The sequence below is a fragment of the Hydrocarboniclastica marina genome, from assembly GCF_004851605.1.
Taxonomy (GTDB): domain Bacteria; phylum Pseudomonadota; class Gammaproteobacteria; order Pseudomonadales; family Oleiphilaceae; genus Hydrocarboniclastica; species Hydrocarboniclastica marina.
This window is the reverse complement of record NZ_CP031093.1, coordinates 3,624,261-3,643,161: the sequence shown is the minus strand read 5'-3', so window position 1 is coordinate 3,643,161 and position 18,901 is coordinate 3,624,261. Positions and strand designations below refer to the sequence as shown.

Below are 18,901 nucleotides of genomic sequence, written 5' to 3'. Positions count from 1 at the left end.
CTGTGCTGTAGCCGCTGTTTTGTCGAGCACGGTTTGGTTAACATGACAGCTGCCTTTTTTCCATGTGGATCGCAGCGTCACGTAGGGTGTTCAGTGTCTGCGGGATCAGCATTGCTCGGTTTCGAGCCCCGAAAAAGGCCGCGGGCGACCCTGCAGGGCGCATGCGGATACCGGGCACCAAACTTCTCAGGTCATCGTATTAAGGAGCGCCAGGTTGGCTTCAAATCCGGTTTATGATGTGGATCCGGGGTTTCTGGATGACCATCGCCTCGCCGCTCAGATGCGGCTGCTCGTGGGACTGGTAACCAGCCGTTCGAGGCCCCACCCCGAACACTACCCGACAGTTTGGGTCGGCTACGAAGATGCGCTGTCGCTGCGGCTGAACCAGACTATTGGCGAGTTACGCCTGCGAGGGCTTGCGACACCGGAGCCGGTGGCACTGACGGACGAGTCGATTCTCTGGCCGGCACTGGATCGGGACCGGTTGCGCCAGCAACTGCAAGATGTGGCTGCGGGGCCTCCCGGGCGCATTCGGTTGCCACGTAATGACCACGAGCTTTGGGCGACTTATAAATATGCGGTGCTGGCGCGCAATCAGAACAGCTACTCGCGCATCGGCCAGCGGGTCGCCGCGCGGTCGTTTCCGCTGGAGCAACTCTGGCCATCGCTGATCAACGCCACCCACGTCCCCCCTCAGGAAGAAGGGCTGCGCAACGCGCTCCAGCATATGTGGGGCTATGTTTCGCGGCATTCGACGGTTAATCCCCAAGGCGGCTCTCTGCCCGATCTGCTTCGGGAAGTCCAGCAGCTGGCGGTCGCTCACGAGGTCAGCTACCTGCTTAACTCTACGGCACTTGGCGAGTTTGCGGCCTGGCTCGAACGGTGATAATGACCTAGTTGCACCGACCCTGAACGCACACCAGGATCTTTATGGCATTGGCACTTTATTCCAGAATATCCGGCCCAGTGGCCGAGCCCGGGACTTCACAGGCCAAGGATCCGGTTGTGTTGCTGCACGGTGTCTTCGGCTCTTTGGAGAACCTGGGTGTTGTTGAGCGCAAACTCGCCGAAACGATGGCAGTTCATTCGCTGGACCTGCGCAACCATGGCCGCTCGCCCCACGCAGATACGATGAGTTACCGGGAGATGGCGGAGGATGTACTCGACTACCTGGACCGACAGGGCATCGGCAAAGCCGCCATTGTGGGTCACTCCATGGGAGGTAAAGTCGGCATGCGGCTCGCGCTGGACGCTCCGGAACGTGTTTCCCGCCTGATTGTTGCTGACATTGCGCCCGTCGATTACGAACCCCATCACGAGGCTATTCTCGAAGGGCTGCAGGCCCTGGACGCGGCAAGGTTGGCCTCGCGTGCCGAGGCAGACAAAGTCTTGCAGGACTTTGTACAGGAGGCCGGGGTGCGACAGTTCCTGCTTAAGAATCTGGTCCGGGACGACCAGGGGGCATTCGTTCTGCGCCTGAATCTCAAGGCTATTCTGGAAAATTATGACGACATCGTCGCCGGCCAGGAATCGGATTCAGCATTCAACGAGCCCGTGCTATTCATCAAAGGTGGCAGCTCGAACTACATCCGGGAACAACACCGTGACAAGGTAAGCCGGCTCTTTCCGAATTCAACCTTGCGTGTAATTCCCGGGGTGGGGCATTGGCTGCACGCCGAAAAGCCGGAGCTTTTCACCAATCTCTGCGAACGGTTTCTGACCGGTGAGCTGGATTGATGGGAGCCACAAATTGACCTGCGCTGGAGTTGTACCATGAAGCGGGGAATCTGTTTTGTACTGCTCGGTCTGGTGGTCGTATTGGTCGGGTGGGCGCTGGCGCCATCACCGATCGATCCGGTTGCCTGGACGCCACCGTCAGAAGCGGCCATGGACGGACCGTGGCAACCCAACAATGCCCTGAAACGAGCGGAGCTGCTCGCCAAAGGAGACGTCAAGGGTCCCGAGGCCGTGGCGGTGGACGCCGCAGGGAACGTTTATGCGGGCATGGAAAATGGCTGGATCGTCCGGCTGGCCGGCGCCGGGACCCAGCCTCCAGGCGCCGGGGCAGAGGCGGTGGTCGAACGCTGGGTCAACACCGGGGGCCGGCCGCTGGGGATGGACTTTGACCAGAAAGGTAACCTCATCGTTGCCGACGCCTGGAAAGGACTGATCTCGATAGCCCCCGACAAAACCCTGAAAACGCTTGCGACCGAGGCCGAGGGCGTGCCTTTCGGTTTTACCGATGACCTCGATATTGCATCAGACGGTACCATTTATTTTTCCGACGCCAGTTCCCGTTTCAACCAGCCGGACTTCAAGCTCGACCTGCTGGAAAACCGGCCTCACGGCCGGCTTTTGAAGTACGAACCTGCAACGGGAGAAGTCGTCGTGCTGATGCCTGCGCTGCACTTCGCCAATGGCGTGGCGGTGGACCCGCAAGAGCGCTTTGTCCTCGTCAATGAAACCTGGCGTTACCGCGTGTTGCGTCACTGGCTCGCCGGTGAGCGCGCAGGCACCACCGACGTGTTCGCCGATAATCTTCCTGGATTTCCGGATAACATTTCGAGGGACCAACAGGGCCGTTACTGGCTGGCTCTGCCAACACTGCGCAACGCCACTGTCGATCGGGCCCATCCCCATCCCTGGCTGAAGGAACTAATGGCCAAACTGCCGGAAGCGATTCAGCCCCAGGCCCAGGAGTATGGGCTGATCGCAGTGCTCGGGCCTGAAGGCGAAATCCTTGCCAGCTTTCACGACACCGAGGGAAAGCACCTGCAGGAGATTACCTCGGTGGAGCCGGTTGAAGATTTTCTATATTTGGGTTCGCTGCATAACGATCGTATCGGCAGACTGGCCCTGTCCGAACTTGAGCTGCCGACGTCAGACTGAATACAGGTTGGACTGGACGGGGCGTGACTGGCAAACAGGCCGGCGTCCATCGGTGGCAAGCGCAGACGGATTCATCATTACAGGAATGACTATGTCCGACATCGAGTGGGATTTACCAACCCCCTACACCCTGTCGCTGACGGTCCACGAGACCGATGTGGATCGTCTGGGCCACGCTAACAATGTTGTCTATGTCCGGTGGCTGGAGGATATCAGCTGGGCACATATCGAGAGTCTGGGTATGACCTGGGAGCTGCAGCTCAGGGAAGGGCGGGCTATGGCCATCACCCGTACAGAGATCGACTACCTCGGCTCGGCCCTTGCAGGGGACAACCTGATACTGGGCACCTGGCTGGTGGACTACGATGGCCGGATCCGTTCAGCAAGGCGCTTCCAATTAGTGCGGTGCAGCGATCAGCGCACTATCGCCCGGGCTATTTCCCGCCATGCCTGTATTGACCTCAAGACCCAGCGTCCCGCCCGCATACCCCAGAGTATCAAGACCATCATGGAAGGGGCGCTGGTGCGGGGAGACATCGATTGAGTATGGACGACGCCAGGGCCGAGCGCAGCCGCAGCAAGCCCCAGGTCGGCTACCTGGAAAACCCGCCCCGGCGGGAGTTCCGGGCGCGTGGCTCGTTCGTGAAACGCTGCGGCGATTGCCAACTGCCTGACAGCCACTGTATATGCCGTTTCCGGCCCCGCTTGCCCGGTTGCAGTTGTGCGAATGGCGCGCTTGAGTCTTGCAATGGCGCCTGTGCCTGTTGCGATTCGCTCCCCGAGTTCTGGTTGTTGATGCATCCGGACGAGCAGTACAAACCCACCAACACGGGTCGTCTGATCCGCGATTGCCTGCCCCGCACCCGCGTATTTACCTGGCATCGCAAGGAAGCCCCGGCTGGTTTTCTGGAACTCTGTCGTGACCCGACCTATGCGCCTGTCATTGTCTTTCCGGCTCCGCCCGACCGCTACGAGGAACGGCTGATTGAAACGCTCCCGGACACCGGGGGGAAAACCGCGTTTATCCTGCTGGATGGAACCTGGCAACAGGCGGGCAAGATGTTTCGTCTGACGCGCTACCTGGAATCACTTCCGGTACTAAGCCTGAGTCCTCAAAACGCTTCGAACTACCGGCTGCGTCGAGCGGTCCATCCGGGCCAGCTCTGTACCGCCGAAGTGGCGGCTGAACTGCTGGCATTCGCGGGCGCGCAACACCAGGCCCGACAGATGCACAGCTATTTCAGTGTTTTCTCCGATCACTACACCGCCGCACGCAACAACCACGCCCTGGCTGGCGAAACCGAAGCCATGCGTTTCCTGGCTGGAACGCCGGCGACGACCTGAAACTGACCTCAGGCCGGTCGGTGCTTCCTGCTCGTGGCGCTTGTATTGGTGTCATGTCAGTGTTTCACTCGGGGAAGCTAACCACCATAGCGGCGCCGACAACGGTCATTGCATCAACATCAGTCTGCCAGGACAGCGCGGTCAGGGACCGTTCAGCCAGCCGGAAACCATCCGATCACAGGGAGAAGAGCATGCGCAGGATTGTGTATGAAGCCTTTGGTGAAGCCGAGGTCATTCATCTGGTGCGCGCGCCGGTACCGGAACCGGGTCCGAACGAAGTGCGCCTGCAGGTTGTCGCCGCCGGCCTCAATCCGATCGATTGGAAAACCCGGCGTGGGCTCGGATTTGTCGCCCAGCAAATTGGCGATAAGCTGCCCTGGACGCCAGGCTTTGAGGTTAGCGGAACAGTTACGGCGGTTGGCGCCGATGTTCGGGATTGGAAGCTGGGTGACCGTGCATGCGGGATGGTCGGTTTTCCGCTCGGGGCCGGTGGTTATGCGGAACAGGTGGTCACTGCTGCAGACCGGCTGTGTCAGGTTCCTGAGAATCTGGACATGATCCCGGTCGGTGGCCTTCCCCTGGCAGGATTGACCGCATGGCAGGGGCTGTTTGAGCACGGCAAACTGAAGTCTGGTGACAAGATACTGATACACGCGGGTGCGGGCGGCGTCGGCCATCTCGCCATACAGCTCGCAAAAACCCTCGATGTCCACGTTATTGCGACCGCGTCGGACGAAAACATCGATTTTCTGACAGGGCTGGGCGCTGACGAGGTTATCGATTATCACAACGATGACTTTGTGGAGGAGTGTTACGGGTTGGACCTGGTGCTGGATCTGGTCGGCGGAGAGGTGGGCCGGCGCTCGGTTCATACCCTCGCTACGGGGGGTACCTTGGTTACAGTGCCTACTAACACGGCCGATGCTGTGATCGCAGCCGCTGAGGAACAGGGGCTACACGCGGTCAACTTCACCGTTCGCCCGGATACTGAACAACTTGAAAGCATGCTCGAACTGATGGAGCAGGGCGACCTACAGGTGCATGTTGAGGCCGAATATCACCTGGGCGACGCGGCCGCTGCCCAGCGACGCCTCGAAGAGGGCCATGTCCGCGGTAAACTGGTCCTCGTACCCGGCGATTCCTGAGCGTCAGCCGAACCGAATGGCTTGGGTTCATCCGCCTGTCAAAGCTCTATGTCCAGCGGTCAAGCACCTGCTGGACGTTGCTGAGATAGCTCGCGCCGAAAAGGTTGAGGTGGTTGAGCAGGTGGTAAAGGTTGTATAGCTCCGCACGTTCCTCCCAGTCTGTCGCGATGTTCGTTCGCTGCATATAGCTGCTGTAAAAGTCTGGATCAAAGCGACCGAACAATGTCGTCATAGCCAGATCGGCTTCAGCCCAGCCGTAGTGCGCAGCCGGATCGATAAGCACGGGCTCGCCGCCAGGGCCGACGTGGGCATTGCCCGACCAGAGGTCGCCGTGAATGAGCGCCGGTGGCTGAGTCGGGATCCAGCGATCAAGCCGCTCACAAAGACGGTCCACCTTCCGGCAGAGTGACCACGATAAACGACCCCGATCACGGGCCATCTTGGCCTGGTGCTGTAGTCGGGCTTCTGCAAAAAAGTGATAGCCATCATTCATGGCGGGGTTGGGCTGGGGCGTCAGACCGCAGTAGTTATCCCGAGCGAAGCCAAAATGATCCTGCGGCTCGGCGTGAATGGCGGCAAGTGCTTCACCGAAGCGCTCCCAGTAACGGGCTTGCCGGGCCCCTGGCGGCAGCCACTCCAGCACCAGGCCATCAGTTGCGGCATGATACACCTCGGGCACCCTGGCCAGGTTGAGTGGCACCAATGCTCGCAGGGCGTCCAGTCCCGCGGCCTCTGCAGTAAATATATCCCCCGGTGCGGCGTCGGCCCACTTTATGAAAACGGTGCGGTTGTCCTCCAGTGTCACCTTGACGCTGTGGCCCGTATCGCCTCCGGCAAGGGGAGAGCTGTGGCGCGCCGGCGGAAGTCCGCCCTGTTGCAGTATTGCTGCCAGACGCTCTGTTATCGCCGCCTCAGGCATTGTCGAACTCCCGTTTCAAGCGCTGATATTGCTGGCCAAAAGGGTTTGATTCCCAGCGGTACCTACTTCAACCCGGCTGCGCCTTTGTTTAGCGCTGACTCGGCCCCGCCCGAGGTGGATTCCTCGCGCTCCTTTGCTTTGACCTTGCGCTCTTTTTCAACCGGAGGTACCAGGCCGATGAGCTCCCAGCCCGTATCCAGCTTGAGGCTACGCTGCTCGGTCACCGGCTGAATCTTGCCCCGGGGATCGATGGTAAAGAGGATCAGTGCCTGGTTATCGTAGCGCCGCTGGTAGTCATCCAGCGTAAATTCTTCGGTCAGCTGCGTGCTCTTTACTGTGAACCCTTTGCTGGTGAGGCTGGCCAGCTTGGCGTAAGTCACGCCCTCGCCGAACAGTCCGCGGGTCTGTTGAATCTTTTCTGCCGGCTGGTGACGGGCGCCCTGCTCCTGGTCCCCTTCGTAAAGGCTGAACACATGGCCCATGCCGAAATGGTCGAGGAAATGGTAGCTGGCGAGGGAATTGAGCTGTTTATAAGGCGAGACCAGCAAGACGTTGCCAATGCCGATCAGGTCCAGGTGGTGCCGCGCATGGTCGGAAACCGGGTTGCCGAAATACACCGGGAGACTTTCCATCCGGGCCTGGCGGATGTTTTCCCAGTTACTGTCGGTTACCACTACGGGGATTTCCCGCTTTTTCAACACTGAGGCGATCTGGCGGGCGATCGGATTCGCCCCCATGATCAGGAACCCATATGCGGCGGGCTGTGCCACACCCAGTGCCCGTGCCAGTGGCCTCGCAGTCAGACTCTGGAGGGTAACGGTTGCGATGATGACCATGAAGACCATAGGTACCAGTACAGCGGCGTCCTCGTAACCGAGCTCGGTCAGCTTGAACGCAAACAGAGCCGAAACTGCGGCTGCGACAATACCGCGGGGCGAAATCCAGCTCAGGAACAGTTTCTCCCGCAAGGTGAGTTCGGTCCCTATGGACGAGAGCCAGACGGTGATCGGCCGCGCCACCAGCATGACGGCCAGCAAGACCCAGACGAGGCCAGTGCCCAGTTCAGCAATGGCCTGGAACTCAATACGCGCAGCAAGGATGATGAACAGTGCAGATATCAACAGGACGCTCAGGGACTCCTTGAATTCGAGGATGTCCTCGATCGGCACGTTCTTCATATTGGCCATCCAGATGCCCATCACCGTAACCGTAAGCAGGCCGGACTCGTGGGCGAGGTTGTTTGACAACGCAAACAGGCCCAGCATGAACGTCAGCGTAGCGGCGTTGTGCAGGTACTGGGGCAGCAGGTGCTTGCGCAACGCCAAACCCATGAAGTAACCGCCGAGGCAGCCCAGCACGGTGCCTACGGCGACGGCAAGGCCGAACAGATACAGTGAATGACCGAGCAGGCTGCCCTGGCCGCTTGATACGATACCCTCATACACGAGAACCGCCAGCAAAGCCCCCACGGGGTCAATGACGATGCCTTCCCAGCGTAGAATATTGGAGATGGTCGACGTCGGACGGACCGACCGTAGCAATGGCACGATTACCGTCGGGCCGGTCACTACCACAATGGCGCCGAAGAGCAGCGAGATGGGCCAGGAAAGGTTCAGCGCCCATTTTGCAGCTAGCGTGCCGATCAGCCATGTCACGACCGTGCCCACGGGGATCAGGTTACGAACCATCTTGCCGTGGCCCTTTATCTCACCGAAGCGCAGAGTCAGGCTGCCCTCAAAAAGGATAATCGCCACCGACAGCGAGACCAGCGGAAACAGGAGCTCACCGAATACCGCAGAGGGCACCAGTACACCTGCAACGGGCCCGGCGATAATACCCGCGGCTAACAGGAACAGTATTGCAGGCACGCGCACACGCCAGGCCAGCCACTGACACAGGAGAGACAGCACGCCAATACAGGCGAGAATAAAAGTCGTGTTTACGTCCATGAGTTCGTCAGGTCCTTAGGGAAACGGTCCGCTACAGCGTCGGACCCGGAGTTGCTTCGGGCTCATCTTCATCAGTCGGTGCCGCAGAATTCGCAAGCCTGAGCAGCAACCGAGCGCAGGCAGTGAAGCCGAAACTCGCCGTAACGGCGACGCTCGCACCGAAGCCACTGGCACAGTCGAGCCGCACCGGCGTATCACCGCCGGGCTTCTGGTGGCAAACGCCGCCAGTGCCATCGGGGTAGATCAGCTGCTCGGTCGAGTATACGCACTCTATGCCAAAGCGGCGCTTGGGGTTGCGGCTGAAACCGTAGTCCCGTCGTAGCAGGCTCCGCACTTTCGCCAGTAGCGGGTCCTGGGTTGTACGGCTGAGATCTGCGGTACAGATCTGTGTGGGGTCGATCTGACCGCCAGCACCTCCCGCACAAATTACAGGACATTTCAGACGTTTGCAGTGTGCCAGCAGACCAGCCTTGGATTTGATGCTGTCGATGGCGTCAATCACGCCGTCCAGCTCGTCTGTTATGAGGCTGGCCACATTGTTCACGGTGACAAAGGCGGAAACCGGGTGAACGGTGCAGTCGGGGTTTATGGCCCGCACCCGGTCGGCCACGGCCTCGACCTTCTGCCGGCCATACTGACCGTCAAGTGCGTGCGACTGGCGATTGGTGTTGGACAGGCAGACGTCGTCGAGATCGATCAGCGTGAGTTCGCCGATGCCGCTGCGGGCGAGAGCCTCAACCGCCCACGACCCCACGCCGCCCATGCCCACGACAGCCACGTGGCTGGCACGAAAGCGGCGCGTGGTCTCCGCGCCATACAGGCGATCCAGCCCCGCAAACCGAGCCTCGTAGGCCGGTGAAATCATGCTGACTCCGCTTTCAGGAAATTAAGGCGGCATTGTAACCTGATCCGCAGGGCACCTGAATCGCCGGGCGGCCCGCCGGGCACTGGCCAAGTTACGGTCTGTTGAGGTGGCGCGCAACGGGCCAGGCTGTGTCAGTCCTCAAGCCACGCTGGGTCAGTCCTCAAGGTAGGTATAACCAGTCATGCCCTGCTGCAGTTCGGTCAGCAGCCGCTCGCGCTCGGCGGGATCGAGATCTGCTGAGTCAAACTGGTCCCGATAGGCCCGGGTGATCTCCTCGGGGTCGAAGTGGACATAACGCAGTACATCAGAAACAGAGTCGCCCTCAAGAGGATGGTCAATACGGTACTGGCCGTCATCGCCGGCGATGACATCCACAGAATGGGTATCGCCGAAGAGGTTGTGCATATCCCCGAGTATTTCCTGGTAGGCGCCGACCATGAAAAAGCCCAACAGAAGAGGCTCTTCCTCCGGGGTTGCCGGCATCGGGAGGGTAGTTTCGATACCTTCGCCGTCGACGTAGAGATCAATCCGACCGTCCGAATCGCAGGTGATGTCCTGGATGACAGCCCGGCGACTCAAGGGTCGGTCAAGCCCGTGGATCGGCAGGATCGGGAAGATCTGATCGATGCCCCAGACGTCGGGCAGGGACTGGAAGAGGGAAAAGTTGACGAACAGCTTCTCGGCCAGCTTTTCGTTGAGTTCGTCCAGGACTTCCCGGTGCATCCGATTGTCGGGCCGCAGCTGTTGCTGTAGCAGCAGGCAGGAGGCACGGTAAATCTGCTCGGCCTGGGCCCGCTCGGCCAGGTTTAGCACGCCGTGGGCGAACATGGCGTGAACTTCGCTGATCATATGCACGATGTTGTGGTACAGCTCGATCAGCGAGCGTGGGCTGGTACCGGAAGTCAGCGCCTGATAGTCGTCCCAGAGATTGCGCAGGGGCGCCGCGGCGTCTGCTGTAACCGTGCCGCTTATGTCGCCGGTTGGCGCTTCGCGATCAATCACGTTGGTGATCAGTGCCGCATGGTGGGCTGTCATGGCCCGGCCTGACTCGCTGATAAGGTCCGGATGCGGGCAGCCAGCCCGGTCGCATTCTTCGCGCAAGGTCTGGACCACGTTCCAGGCGTATTCATCGATGCTGTAGTTGATCGAGCAGCTACTGCGCGAGCGGGTGCCTTCGTAGTCGACCCCAAGCCCGCCACCAATATCAATAGTGCCCACCGGCGCGCCCATGCTGCGCAGTTCGCTGTAAAAGCGCGCGCACTCGCGCAGGCCGGTCTGAATATCGCGGATGTTGGCGATCTGGGAACCCAGGTGAAAGTGCAGCAGCTGGAGGCTCTCCAGTGCCCCGGCGGCTTCCAGCTGGGCCAGTACGTCCAGCACCTGGCTGGCCGAGAGGCCGAACTTGGATTTTTCGCCCCCCGTGTTTTGCCAGTTGCCTTTGCCGATGGAGCTGAGCCTGGCGCGAACGCCTATCAAAGGCTGAACCCCAAGCTCGCGGGCCTGCTGCAGGATCAGCTGCAATTCGGTGACTTTCTCAACCACAATAAAAACGCGGTGGCCCAGCTTGCGCCCAATCAGCGCCAGGCGGATGTATTCCCGATCCTTGTAGCCATTGCAGATAATGACCGAACCCGGGCGCCGGGATAGCGCCAGCACCGCCATCAACTCGGGCTTACTGCCCGCCTCAAGGCCAATCTGCCCCTGGCTCGCGGCGGGTTCGGCGGCCACAATCTCTTCCACCACCCGGCGCTGCTGGTTGACCTTGATCGGGTACACCGCGGTATAACGGCCGGTGTACTCCAGCCTCGCGGACACCTCATTGAAAGCCTGGCAGAGGCGGTTGACCCGGTCGTGGAGAATGTCGGTAAAGCGCACCAGCACCGGCAGCTGCAGCCCGGCGTCGGCCAGCGTCCGGACCAGCGCCGGCAGGTTGATGGACTGGGTGTCGCTGTCCCGGTGGGGTCGGATGACAACGTCGCCGCCTGGGTCTACATCAATGTAGCCGTCGCTCCAGTGGGGAATGTTGTAGGCGTCGAGCGCACGCTGGCGCGAATCGGCGGTCATCGGCAGGTCTCCTGGTCCGTGTGGACGGCCATTGTAAAGAATCGCCCGGCCTGGTGTCCTCTCCGCTTTTGCCTCTGCTAGCAAACCGCCGGCTTGCTCAATCCCGCTCTCGCCCGTGGGCCCGTCAGGTCCTACAATAGCCGCACGTTAATTTATACCGAGACAGAGGGATGGCTATGACTGCGTTGAACGAGGGGTGGTTTACCGAAATTTTTCAGGACGAAGGCACTGCTTTTTCCCTGAAGGTGAAAGGCAAACTGCACGAGGAACAGACCCCTTTCCAGAAAATCGCCATATGGGAGACGGAAACCTTCGGCAATCTGATGACCATCGACGGCTGCGTCATGCTGACCACGCGGGACAACTTCCTCTACCACGAGATGATGGCCCATCCCGCCCTCTTTACACACAAAGATCCCCGTAAGGTGGTGATCATTGGCGGCGGCGACTGTGGCACTCTGCGCGAAGTACTCAAGCATCCGGGTGTGGAAGAAGCCTGGCAGGTCGATATCGACGAGCGCGTAACCCGCCTGTCGGAACAGTACTTCCCGGAGCTGTGCGAGTCCAACGATGACCCACGCGCCAACCTGTTCTTCGGCGATGGCATACAGTGGATGCGCGACGTCGAACCCGAAAGCATCGACCTCATTATCGTCGACAGCACCGACCCGGTCGGCCCCGCGGAAGGCCTTTTCGCCGCCGACTTCTATCGCGACTGTATGATCGCCCTGCGTGAGGGCGGTATGGTGGTTCAGCAAAGTGAGAGCCCGCTGCTTCATGCCGACAGTATTATTCGCCGGGCCCGGGAAGACATGCTTAAGGCAGGCTTTGATCACGTGATGACCTTGCCGTTTCCGCAGCCGGTTTATCCGACCGGGTGGTGGAGCTGCACGATGGCTGGCAAGAACAAGCCATTGCAGTATTTCCGGGAGGAGGATGCGGATGAGCGGCCATTTGTGACGCGGTATTATAATAAGGCGATTCATCATGCGGCCTTGGCGCAGCCGCAATTTATGGTGGATTTGTTTGAGGGATAACGGTGGCGGCCGTTTTGGCTCTTCACGCCAAGGCCAAGGCTAAAGCTAAAGCTAAAGCCACGGCTTTCGTCCATCGCCTACGGCGCTGACCGAGTCACTTCTTTGTCAGTAGCGACAAAGAAGTAACCAAGAAAACGCCACCCCCTTCCTGCCGCTTGCTGCGCAAGCGGTTCGCTGTGCTTCTCGCAGGCCGGGGGTGGGCTCTAAACTCGCTGCGCTCAGACAACGAGCCCACTGATCCCCGGCCTGCTGCGATGCTCGCCAGTTCAGAGGGGGAGGGAGTGGAAGTCAGCTTGGTGTCAGGTGACAGGTAAAGAAAAAATTGTTCTGGCAGTTTTTGCTCAAGCACCCGCCCACTTTTTCGTTTTTTCACCGGATCTTAAGACAACGCCCAATCCCCTCTAAGCTGTCGAGCACCGGAGCCGCGCGAAGATAAAGCGACCTCGTTGTCTGAGCGAAGCGAGTTTAGAGGGTGCCTTCGCGCGGTGAGGAGCGCAGAGGACCCCTCGGTACGAGGGGCAGCGCAGCGGGGTGGCACTTTCTTGGTTACTTCTTTGGTGCTATTGCCAAAGAAGTGACTCGGTCAGCGCCGCAGGCGATGGACGAAATTCTTTGTCTTCAAGAGCTCGAAGCCCAAGCGTAGGCCCGAGGTTCAACTCGAAACAAACAAATACACGGGGCCACCAGCCAACTCCCAATCCCCTCTAAGCTGTCGAGCACCGGTGTGCTCCAGTCGCCACCCTCTTCGGCAAGCACCAGGGAAACCGTTTGCCGGTCAAGCCGTGCTCAGACAGAATGACCGCATCTCCGCAGGCGGAACACCCAGTGCCCACGAACGATACAGAGCCCCGGTCTCATCAGCGAGCATCAGGCCCACCTCAACACTCAGAGCCTTCCGATTGGCTAGAGGCGCTAAAGACTCAGCTGCGCCCTGCGCGCGAGCGCAGGCTGGTTTGGGTGCGGGGCTCAGCGCAGAGCACCCGGCAATGGACCCGGGACGCCCTCTCAGTCTCGGCCGCAGCAAAGACTTGTTGGGTCGGCGCTGGCGGTCTCAGACCGGATCAGGCCCGTGCCCAACTTGGGCAGGAACACGAAACGCTGGTCTGGGATGCGCGGGCCGGTTTTCATCCGGACGCTTTCGGCGCACTGGCCGGCACGCTGGTCGGCGGAGGGGTTCTGTTCCTGCTGACGCCGCTGGCCGATGAGTGGCCGTTTTATTCTGATCCCGATTATGGCCGCATGGGATCGACGCCCGGTAAAAAAAGCTATCTCGCACGACTTGCTCACCTTCTCGAAAACGACCCGCATGTTTTGCGGATCACGCCGGGCAATACACCGCCGCCGCTTCCGATTCTCGAACGGGCGCCGGATCAGTCTCTGCCGACCCGAGATCAGCAGCGAGCACTCACGGCCATTCTCCGGGTACGCCGGGGACATCGCCGCCGTCCGCTGGTGCTTACTGCCGATCGGGGCCGGGGTAAGAGCGCGATTCTGGGGATGGCGGCCGCTCAGCTGATTAACGAAGAACCCTTGCACATTGTCGTTACCGCGCTACAGCCGAAGGCGCTTGATGCGTTCTGGCGTCACGCCAAGATTGGGCTCGAGGATAGTAGCGACGGCCCCATCAATAGCTCGACCGATTATCCCACCACCAGTCCCATTGGTTATGCCGACGATGATCCCGCCATTCGGCCCGACGGACCCGTCAAGGAACTGTTGCAGAGTTACGCTGGGAGCGCGGCTCGGGGCAGTATTCATTACCTGAAACCGGCCGAGTTGCTGGACGAACTTCCGCAGGCGGATCTGCTTCTGGTCGACGAAGCGGCCGCGATCCCTGTGCCTATACTGGCACAGCTGCTCAACCACTATGCGCGGATAGTCTTTGCCAGCACCGTGCACGGCTATGAGGGCAGTGGACGGGGCTTCAAGCTTCGATTCGAGCGTTATCTCAATACCAAGACGCCCCAATGGCACGCGCTGTCCCTGACAGAGCCGGTGCGCTGGGCCGCGTCCGATCCGCTCGAGCCCTTGCTGAATCGCCTGCTCCTGCTTGACGCCGACCTGCCGGAGTTACCGCCTGCACTACCCAACTCGGCCATGGCTGCCGCGAACGGTGTCGCCTCTTCGTCGGAATTCCAGATTGTTCCGTGGCCGCGTTCATGCCGGGTTGCCGACGAGTCTCGGCTTTCTTCAGTATTCGGCCTGTTGGTCAACGCCCACTACCAGACAACGCCCGATGATCTGAGGCTACTGTTGGACGACCCCGACAGCCGTTGCTGGCTGGCGCTTAAGGGCGACAGTGTGGTCGGCGCCATCTGGCTGATGGCGGAAGGAGGGCTCGAGCCGGATCTTGCGCTGGCAGTAAGGCAGGGCCAGCGACGTACCCGCGGCCAGCTGCTGCCCCAGGCCCTGGCTGCGTACGGGGGTGATGCTTTGGGCGCGACGCTGCGGTATTGGCGTATAGTGCGTGTCGCGGTGCATCCCGACACCCGCCGGCAGGGTGTCGGGCGGCAGCTGGTCGCGGCCACTCGGGCCGAAGCTGAGCGAGAAGGCCTTGATGTGCTGGGGACCAGTTTCGGAGCCGACCCAGAGCTGTTCAGCTTCTGGCTGCGCAGCGGGTTGTCGCCATTGCGTATGGGCGTACGACGTGATCCCGCCAGCGGCGCGTACAGCATGATGATGGGGCAGGGCATCACTGAAGCTGGCAGCGAACTCTGCCAGAGACAGGCAGAACGTTTCGCCGAGCACTGGCCGCTGCTGCTGACTACTGAACTGGCTTCGCTGGAGCCGGCCCTCGTCCTTACGCTCGGTCAGTACTGGACTCCGGCAGCGCGCTGGAGCGAGCAGGACAGGCTGGAGGTGGAAGATTTTACAAACGGTCATCGGCCACTCGCGTTGACCCTGCTACCCTTGCAGAGACTGACCTGGCGCCTGGCGCCGGGAACTCTTGTGGAAGCTCTTTCGGGAACTCTTTCGGGAACTCTGGCGGGAGCTCTGCCGGCAACGCTGGGCGATGCGCGGGCGCTGTGGTGCAGTGCGATCCTGCAGCAGGTGCCCGAGGGAAAGTGGCAGTCGCTCGGGCTGGCAAGCGGCCGTAAAGGCGCGATGGCATGCTTGCGAGCTGTCGCGGGGCAATTGCTGACCCATGCATAGCCCTTGGTCGTCCGACTGAAGCCAGTGCAGTGGCCGAACTGTGAGCGGTTCGGTATCGCCCGGGACAGCACGGGTTAACAATTGCGCATTCGAACCTTTACGCCTATCAATTTTTCAGAAGAGAGCAACGCATGAGGTTAGGGCAGAAGTTCAGGGAAGAGTCGAAACCACCCGTGGCCTCCTGGCTGCTGCTGGCCATGTTGCTGCTGACCGCATGCAGTAATCCGCCCGCGAAGGACGTCAATCTGGGCATCGTCACTGCCGAAAGTGCGACCCCTCTGATCGCTGCAGCAGGCAAGGGTGATATCGCCCGGGTCAAAGCACTGGTGGAGAGCAAGGCACCCGTCAATGCCCGCGGCCCTGACGCTACGCCGCTGACGCAGGCCGCGGCCAACGGTAATGATGAGGTGGTCTGGTATCTTCTACGCAGCGGTGCAGAGCCAGACTTGGCGCCACCTGACGGGGTCACGGCGCTGATGGTCGCCAGTCGGGAGGGCAATGGTCGTATCGTCGAGATGCTGCTGAGGGCCGGGGCTGAGATCAACAGCGTCAACGCCACGGGTGACACGGCACTCGCGTGGGCGGCGCGCAACGGTAACCTGTCCACCGTCAAACTGCTGCTGAGCCGGGGTGGCAACGTCAACGTTGCCCGCTCGGGAGAGTCCCTGTTGATGCAGGTTGTTGGCCAGAACGACCTGCTGATGAGTCAGGTTCTGATCGACGCAGGGGCGGACGTTCACTATCGAAGCCCCGACGACGGCGAGACCGCGCTCGATGTGGCTCGCAGGGTCGGCAACGAAGACCTGGTTATGCTCTTGGTGCAATCCGGCGCCGGTTCCTGAGCTGGCACGGACTGGTCCGCTCCCGTTGAGCCAGTTGTATTCCCTAAAATGCGTCTCACAGTTTCGCAACTTGTTATCCGGTGGTTTTAACTGCGATATTTGACCGAAACAGTGGCATCACGATTACATTGCTCACTGCGACGGGCAGGATACATCTGGATAGGGGCGACGGACGGGCGAACGTGGCGAACGATCAGGAGGCAAGGCAACGCAATGGATAAATGGAAAAAGCGAGTGGCAATGTTTGCGCTGGTTTCGATGACGCTGCCAGCGACACTGCAGGCAGACGGCGATATAGAGGCAGGGAAGGAAAAAGCCGGTCCCTGCGTTGTATGCCACGGCAAGGACGGCCGTGCGGCTATCGAAGCCTACCCGCACATCGGCGGACAACACGAGGCCTACCTCGTCTATGCCCTGAAAGCCTACAAGGAAAATCTGCGCCGCGGTGGTCAGGCGGCGATCATGCAGGGCATGGCCGCCAACCTGAGCGAGCAGGACATAGCAGACCTCGCGGCCTACTTCGCGAGCCTGGAACGAAAGTAGGCTGTCTCTCTCGTAGCCAGGCCGCTAGCTTTACCGGCGCCGAACTGACACTCATACAGAGCGCATCCCGGGGCGGTCAGGTGCTAGGTCGCAGGGTGCTTGGCAGGGACTATACGGTAACTGGGTCGGTATACGTGCCCAGGCAGTTTCATTCGACCCTGTTTGACGAAGGCATCCAACAGCACTTCGAGCGGCCCCAGCAGTTTGGGGTCACCGCTGATTTCGAACGGGCCTTTCAGCTTGACTTGTGCCACGCCCTGCTCCTTGACGTTGCCGGCGACGATGCCGCTAAATGCACAGCGCAGGTTTGCGGCTAGCAGGTGGGGTGGCTGTCGGCTGCTGAGGTCAAGGCCGAGCATGCTCTCGTGCGTCGGTTCGAAGGGTTGCTGGAAAATGGGGTCGATTTTCAGCAGCCAGTTGAAGTAGTAGGCGTCCTGCTTCTGGCGCCGGTAGTCGCGCACCTGTTCCATGCCCTGACTCATCTGGCGCGCCACCTCTGCGGGGTCGTCGATGATGATCCTGTAGCGGCTGGCGGCCTCTTCTCCAAGCGCAGCCCGGATGAAGTTATCCATCATCTCGAAATAATCCGCGTTCTCCGCAGACCCTGTGAAAATCAGTGGGAACGGCAGCTCCCTGTTGTCCGGGTGCAGCAGAACGCCCAGGATATAGAGAATCTCTTCGGCTGTGCCGACCCCACCCGGAAAGATGACAATGCCGTGGCCACTGCGGACAAAAGCCTCCAGCCGTTTTTCGATGTCCGGCATGATAACCAGTTTGTTAACAATGGGGTTAGGTGACTCTGCGGCAATAATGCCGGGCTCTGTAATCCCCAGATAACGGCCACCTGCGACACGCTGTTTTGCGTGCGCGATCGTCGCGCCTTTCATTGGGCCTTTCATTGCGCCTGGCCCGCAACCGGTGCAGATGTTCAGCCCACGCAGGCCCAGCTCATGGCCTACTTCCTTGCTGTAATCATACTCCTGCCGGCTGATAGAGTGCCCGCCCCAGCAGACGATCATATTGGGGTGGCTGCCGTGGGTCAGAACGCCGGCATTCCTGAGAATATGGAAGATCAGATTGGTCAGGTCGTCCGGTTTCTGCTGGTCCGTGGCTTTTGCAGTAGCCAGAAGCGAATGGCTATAGACGATATCCCGCAGTACCGAAAAGAGGTGTTCGCGGATGCCACGGATCATGACGCCGTCGACGAAGGCACTGGCCGGCGCATTCAGGAGCTCGATCTTCAGGCCACGGGGCTGCTGCACCAGCCGAATGTCGAAGTCCCGATAGGCGTCGTGGATTTCTTCCGCATCGTCGCTTTCGTTGCCGCAGTTGAGAACAGCCAGCGCGCACTGGCGAAACAGCCGGTAGAGCCCTCCTTCACCTTTGTCTTTGAGGAGGTCGACTTCGTGCCGGGAGAGTATTTCTAGCGAGCCTTCGGGGGATACACGGGCATTGAGTACTTGTTCTGACATAGTACCTGCTTTGTTTCGAGTTATAGGAGCGGTCGCGGGCAGTAAAAGCGGCGTCAGAGCGGCGGTAAGCACAACGGACCGGATTGAGTACAGTGTACACGCGGGCTCTGGGGTGGGCTACGTTGCGTGAGAGACAGGGCCGCGCTACGGCCGCATCTTGAGTATGGGTGCCAGTATAATTTCGGCCGGTTCGGAGTTGCCAAGGGGGCAGGGGTACATCTCAGACCCCCTTATGCGCCTGGTGATATGCGCCGACGCGCGAAACCGTGCGCTCACCTGGAGAGGTCCAGAGGGACTCCGGGTGGGGCTTGAGCTGTAGCCTTAGAGCTCAGTCATCTATCCAGCAATCGCTGATCTGCTTCTCCAGTTGGCGTCGTTCGAAGTGCTGTTCAATGGCGCGGCGGGCGGCGAGCCTTCTCTGGGCAACGGCTTTGTCTTTATAGTCAGCGTCGTGGCGGTGCATGTCGCCGAATATATCGAGAAGTTCCGCCTGGACGGACTGGATGGACTGGACGGTCTGTGCGGTAGACATAGCAAGAAAATCTCCCGTTGTAAGATCAGGTTGGGCAGGACAACAGGTCCCGCATCCGCATCGAACCAGCTAAAGCCTGGCTCCCTAATACTTCAACTTCGCTCGGATGGTTTACAGCCGACGCGATGACTTTTCCAACTAACGTAA

16 protein-coding genes are annotated in these 18,901 nt (G+C 60.2%); 10 read left to right on the top strand and 6 right to left on the bottom strand.

All coding sequences use genetic code 11. The annotated features are described in order from the left end of the window. Nucleotides 1-214: 214 nt before the first annotated feature. From soil367_RS16115 to soil367_RS16090, 6 genes are all read left to right on the top strand, one after another. The gene (locus tag soil367_RS16115) at nt 215-886 is read left to right on the top strand and encodes a DUF1722 domain-containing protein (RefSeq protein ID WP_136550063.1); all 672 of its coding nucleotides are present in this window, start codon (nt 215-217) and stop codon (nt 884-886) included. Between the two features lie 44 nt (nt 887-930). Then, nucleotides 931-1,737, top strand: a complete 807-nt coding sequence (locus tag soil367_RS16110; protein ID WP_136550062.1) for an alpha/beta fold hydrolase — start codon at nt 931-933, stop codon at nt 1,735-1,737. A gap of 36 nt (nt 1,738-1,773) precedes the next feature. Next, the gene (locus soil367_RS16105) at nt 1,774-2,889 is read left to right on the top strand and encodes an SMP-30/gluconolactonase/LRE family protein (RefSeq protein ID WP_136550061.1); all 1,116 of its coding nucleotides are present in this window, start codon (nt 1,774-1,776) and stop codon (nt 2,887-2,889) included. A 91-nt stretch (nt 2,890-2,980) separates the two neighbouring features. Then, the gene (locus soil367_RS16100; RefSeq protein ID WP_246065375.1) at nt 2,981-3,433 is read left to right on the top strand and encodes an acyl-CoA thioesterase; all 453 of its coding nucleotides are present in this window, start codon (nt 2,981-2,983) and stop codon (nt 3,431-3,433) included. Between the two features lie 2 nt (nt 3,434-3,435). Further along, nucleotides 3,436-4,233, top strand: a complete 798-nt coding sequence (locus tag soil367_RS16095) for a tRNA-uridine aminocarboxypropyltransferase (protein ID WP_246065635.1) — start codon at nt 3,436-3,438, stop codon at nt 4,231-4,233. Between the two features lie 191 nt (nt 4,234-4,424). Beyond that, on the top strand, nt 4,425-5,378 hold the full coding sequence (locus tag soil367_RS16090) for an NADP-dependent oxidoreductase (RefSeq protein ID WP_136550058.1): 954 nt from the start codon (nt 4,425-4,427) through the stop codon (nt 5,376-5,378). Between the two features lie 46 nt (nt 5,379-5,424). Here the strand turns inward: soil367_RS16090 and soil367_RS16085 are convergent, their stop codons facing one another. The 4 genes from soil367_RS16085 to speA all read right to left on the bottom strand — a co-directional run bounded on the left by soil367_RS16085 (nt 5,425) and on the right by speA (nt 11,175). Further along, complete coding sequence (locus tag soil367_RS16085) at nt 5,425-6,297, bottom strand: fructosamine kinase family protein (RefSeq protein ID WP_136550057.1); 873 nt, start codon at nt 6,295-6,297, stop codon at nt 5,425-5,427. Between the two features lie 62 nt (nt 6,298-6,359). Further along, nucleotides 6,360-8,246, bottom strand: coding sequence for a cation:proton antiporter (locus tag soil367_RS16080; RefSeq protein WP_136550056.1), 1,887 nt, complete (start codon nt 8,244-8,246; stop codon nt 6,360-6,362). A gap of 31 nt (nt 8,247-8,277) precedes the next feature. Then, nucleotides 8,278-9,111: a tRNA cyclic N6-threonylcarbamoyladenosine(37) synthase TcdA gene (gene tcdA, locus soil367_RS16075; protein WP_136550055.1), complete on the bottom strand. Its 834-nt coding sequence runs from the start codon at nt 9,109-9,111 to the stop codon at nt 8,278-8,280. A gap of 153 nt (nt 9,112-9,264) precedes the next feature. Then, entirely contained in the window at nt 9,265-11,175 is a 1,911-nt protein-coding gene (gene speA, locus soil367_RS16070) for a biosynthetic arginine decarboxylase (RefSeq protein ID WP_136550054.1), read from the bottom strand. A 176-nt stretch (nt 11,176-11,351) separates the two neighbouring features. Here speA and speE point away from each other — a divergent pair, with 176 nt between their 5' ends. The 4 genes from speE to soil367_RS16050 all read left to right on the top strand — a co-directional run bounded on the left by speE (nt 11,352) and on the right by soil367_RS16050 (nt 16,750). After that, nucleotides 11,352-12,212 carry a polyamine aminopropyltransferase gene (gene speE, locus soil367_RS16065; protein WP_136550053.1) on the top strand — a complete coding sequence of 287 codons (861 nt, stop codon included), beginning with the start codon at nt 11,352-11,354 and terminating at the stop codon, nt 12,210-12,212. Between the two features lie 795 nt (nt 12,213-13,007). Continuing rightward, nucleotides 13,008-15,365 (top strand): tRNA(Met) cytidine acetyltransferase TmcA, encoded by a 2,358-nt coding sequence (locus soil367_RS16060; protein ID WP_136550052.1) that lies wholly within the window; start codon nt 13,008-13,010, stop codon nt 15,363-15,365. Nucleotides 15,366-15,496: 131 nt separating this feature from the next. Next, on the top strand, nt 15,497-16,207 hold the full coding sequence (locus soil367_RS16055) for an ankyrin repeat domain-containing protein (protein ID WP_246065373.1): 711 nt from the start codon (nt 15,497-15,499) through the stop codon (nt 16,205-16,207). Nucleotides 16,208-16,420: 213 nt separating this feature from the next. Beyond that, nucleotides 16,421-16,750 carry a c-type cytochrome gene (locus soil367_RS16050; RefSeq protein ID WP_246065371.1) on the top strand — a complete coding sequence of 110 codons (330 nt, stop codon included), beginning with the start codon at nt 16,421-16,423 and terminating at the stop codon, nt 16,748-16,750. Nucleotides 16,751-16,833: 83 nt separating this feature from the next. On the opposite strand, the gene ppnN is transcribed toward soil367_RS16050, so the two are convergent. Beyond that, entirely contained in the window at nt 16,834-18,222 is a 1,389-nt protein-coding gene (gene ppnN, locus soil367_RS16045) for a nucleotide 5'-monophosphate nucleosidase PpnN (RefSeq protein WP_136550051.1), read from the bottom strand. Between the two features lie 328 nt (nt 18,223-18,550). Next, nucleotides 18,551-18,754, bottom strand: coding sequence for a PA3496 family putative envelope integrity protein (locus soil367_RS16040; RefSeq protein ID WP_136550050.1), 204 nt, complete (start codon nt 18,752-18,754; stop codon nt 18,551-18,553). Nucleotides 18,755-18,901 lie beyond the last annotated feature (147 nt).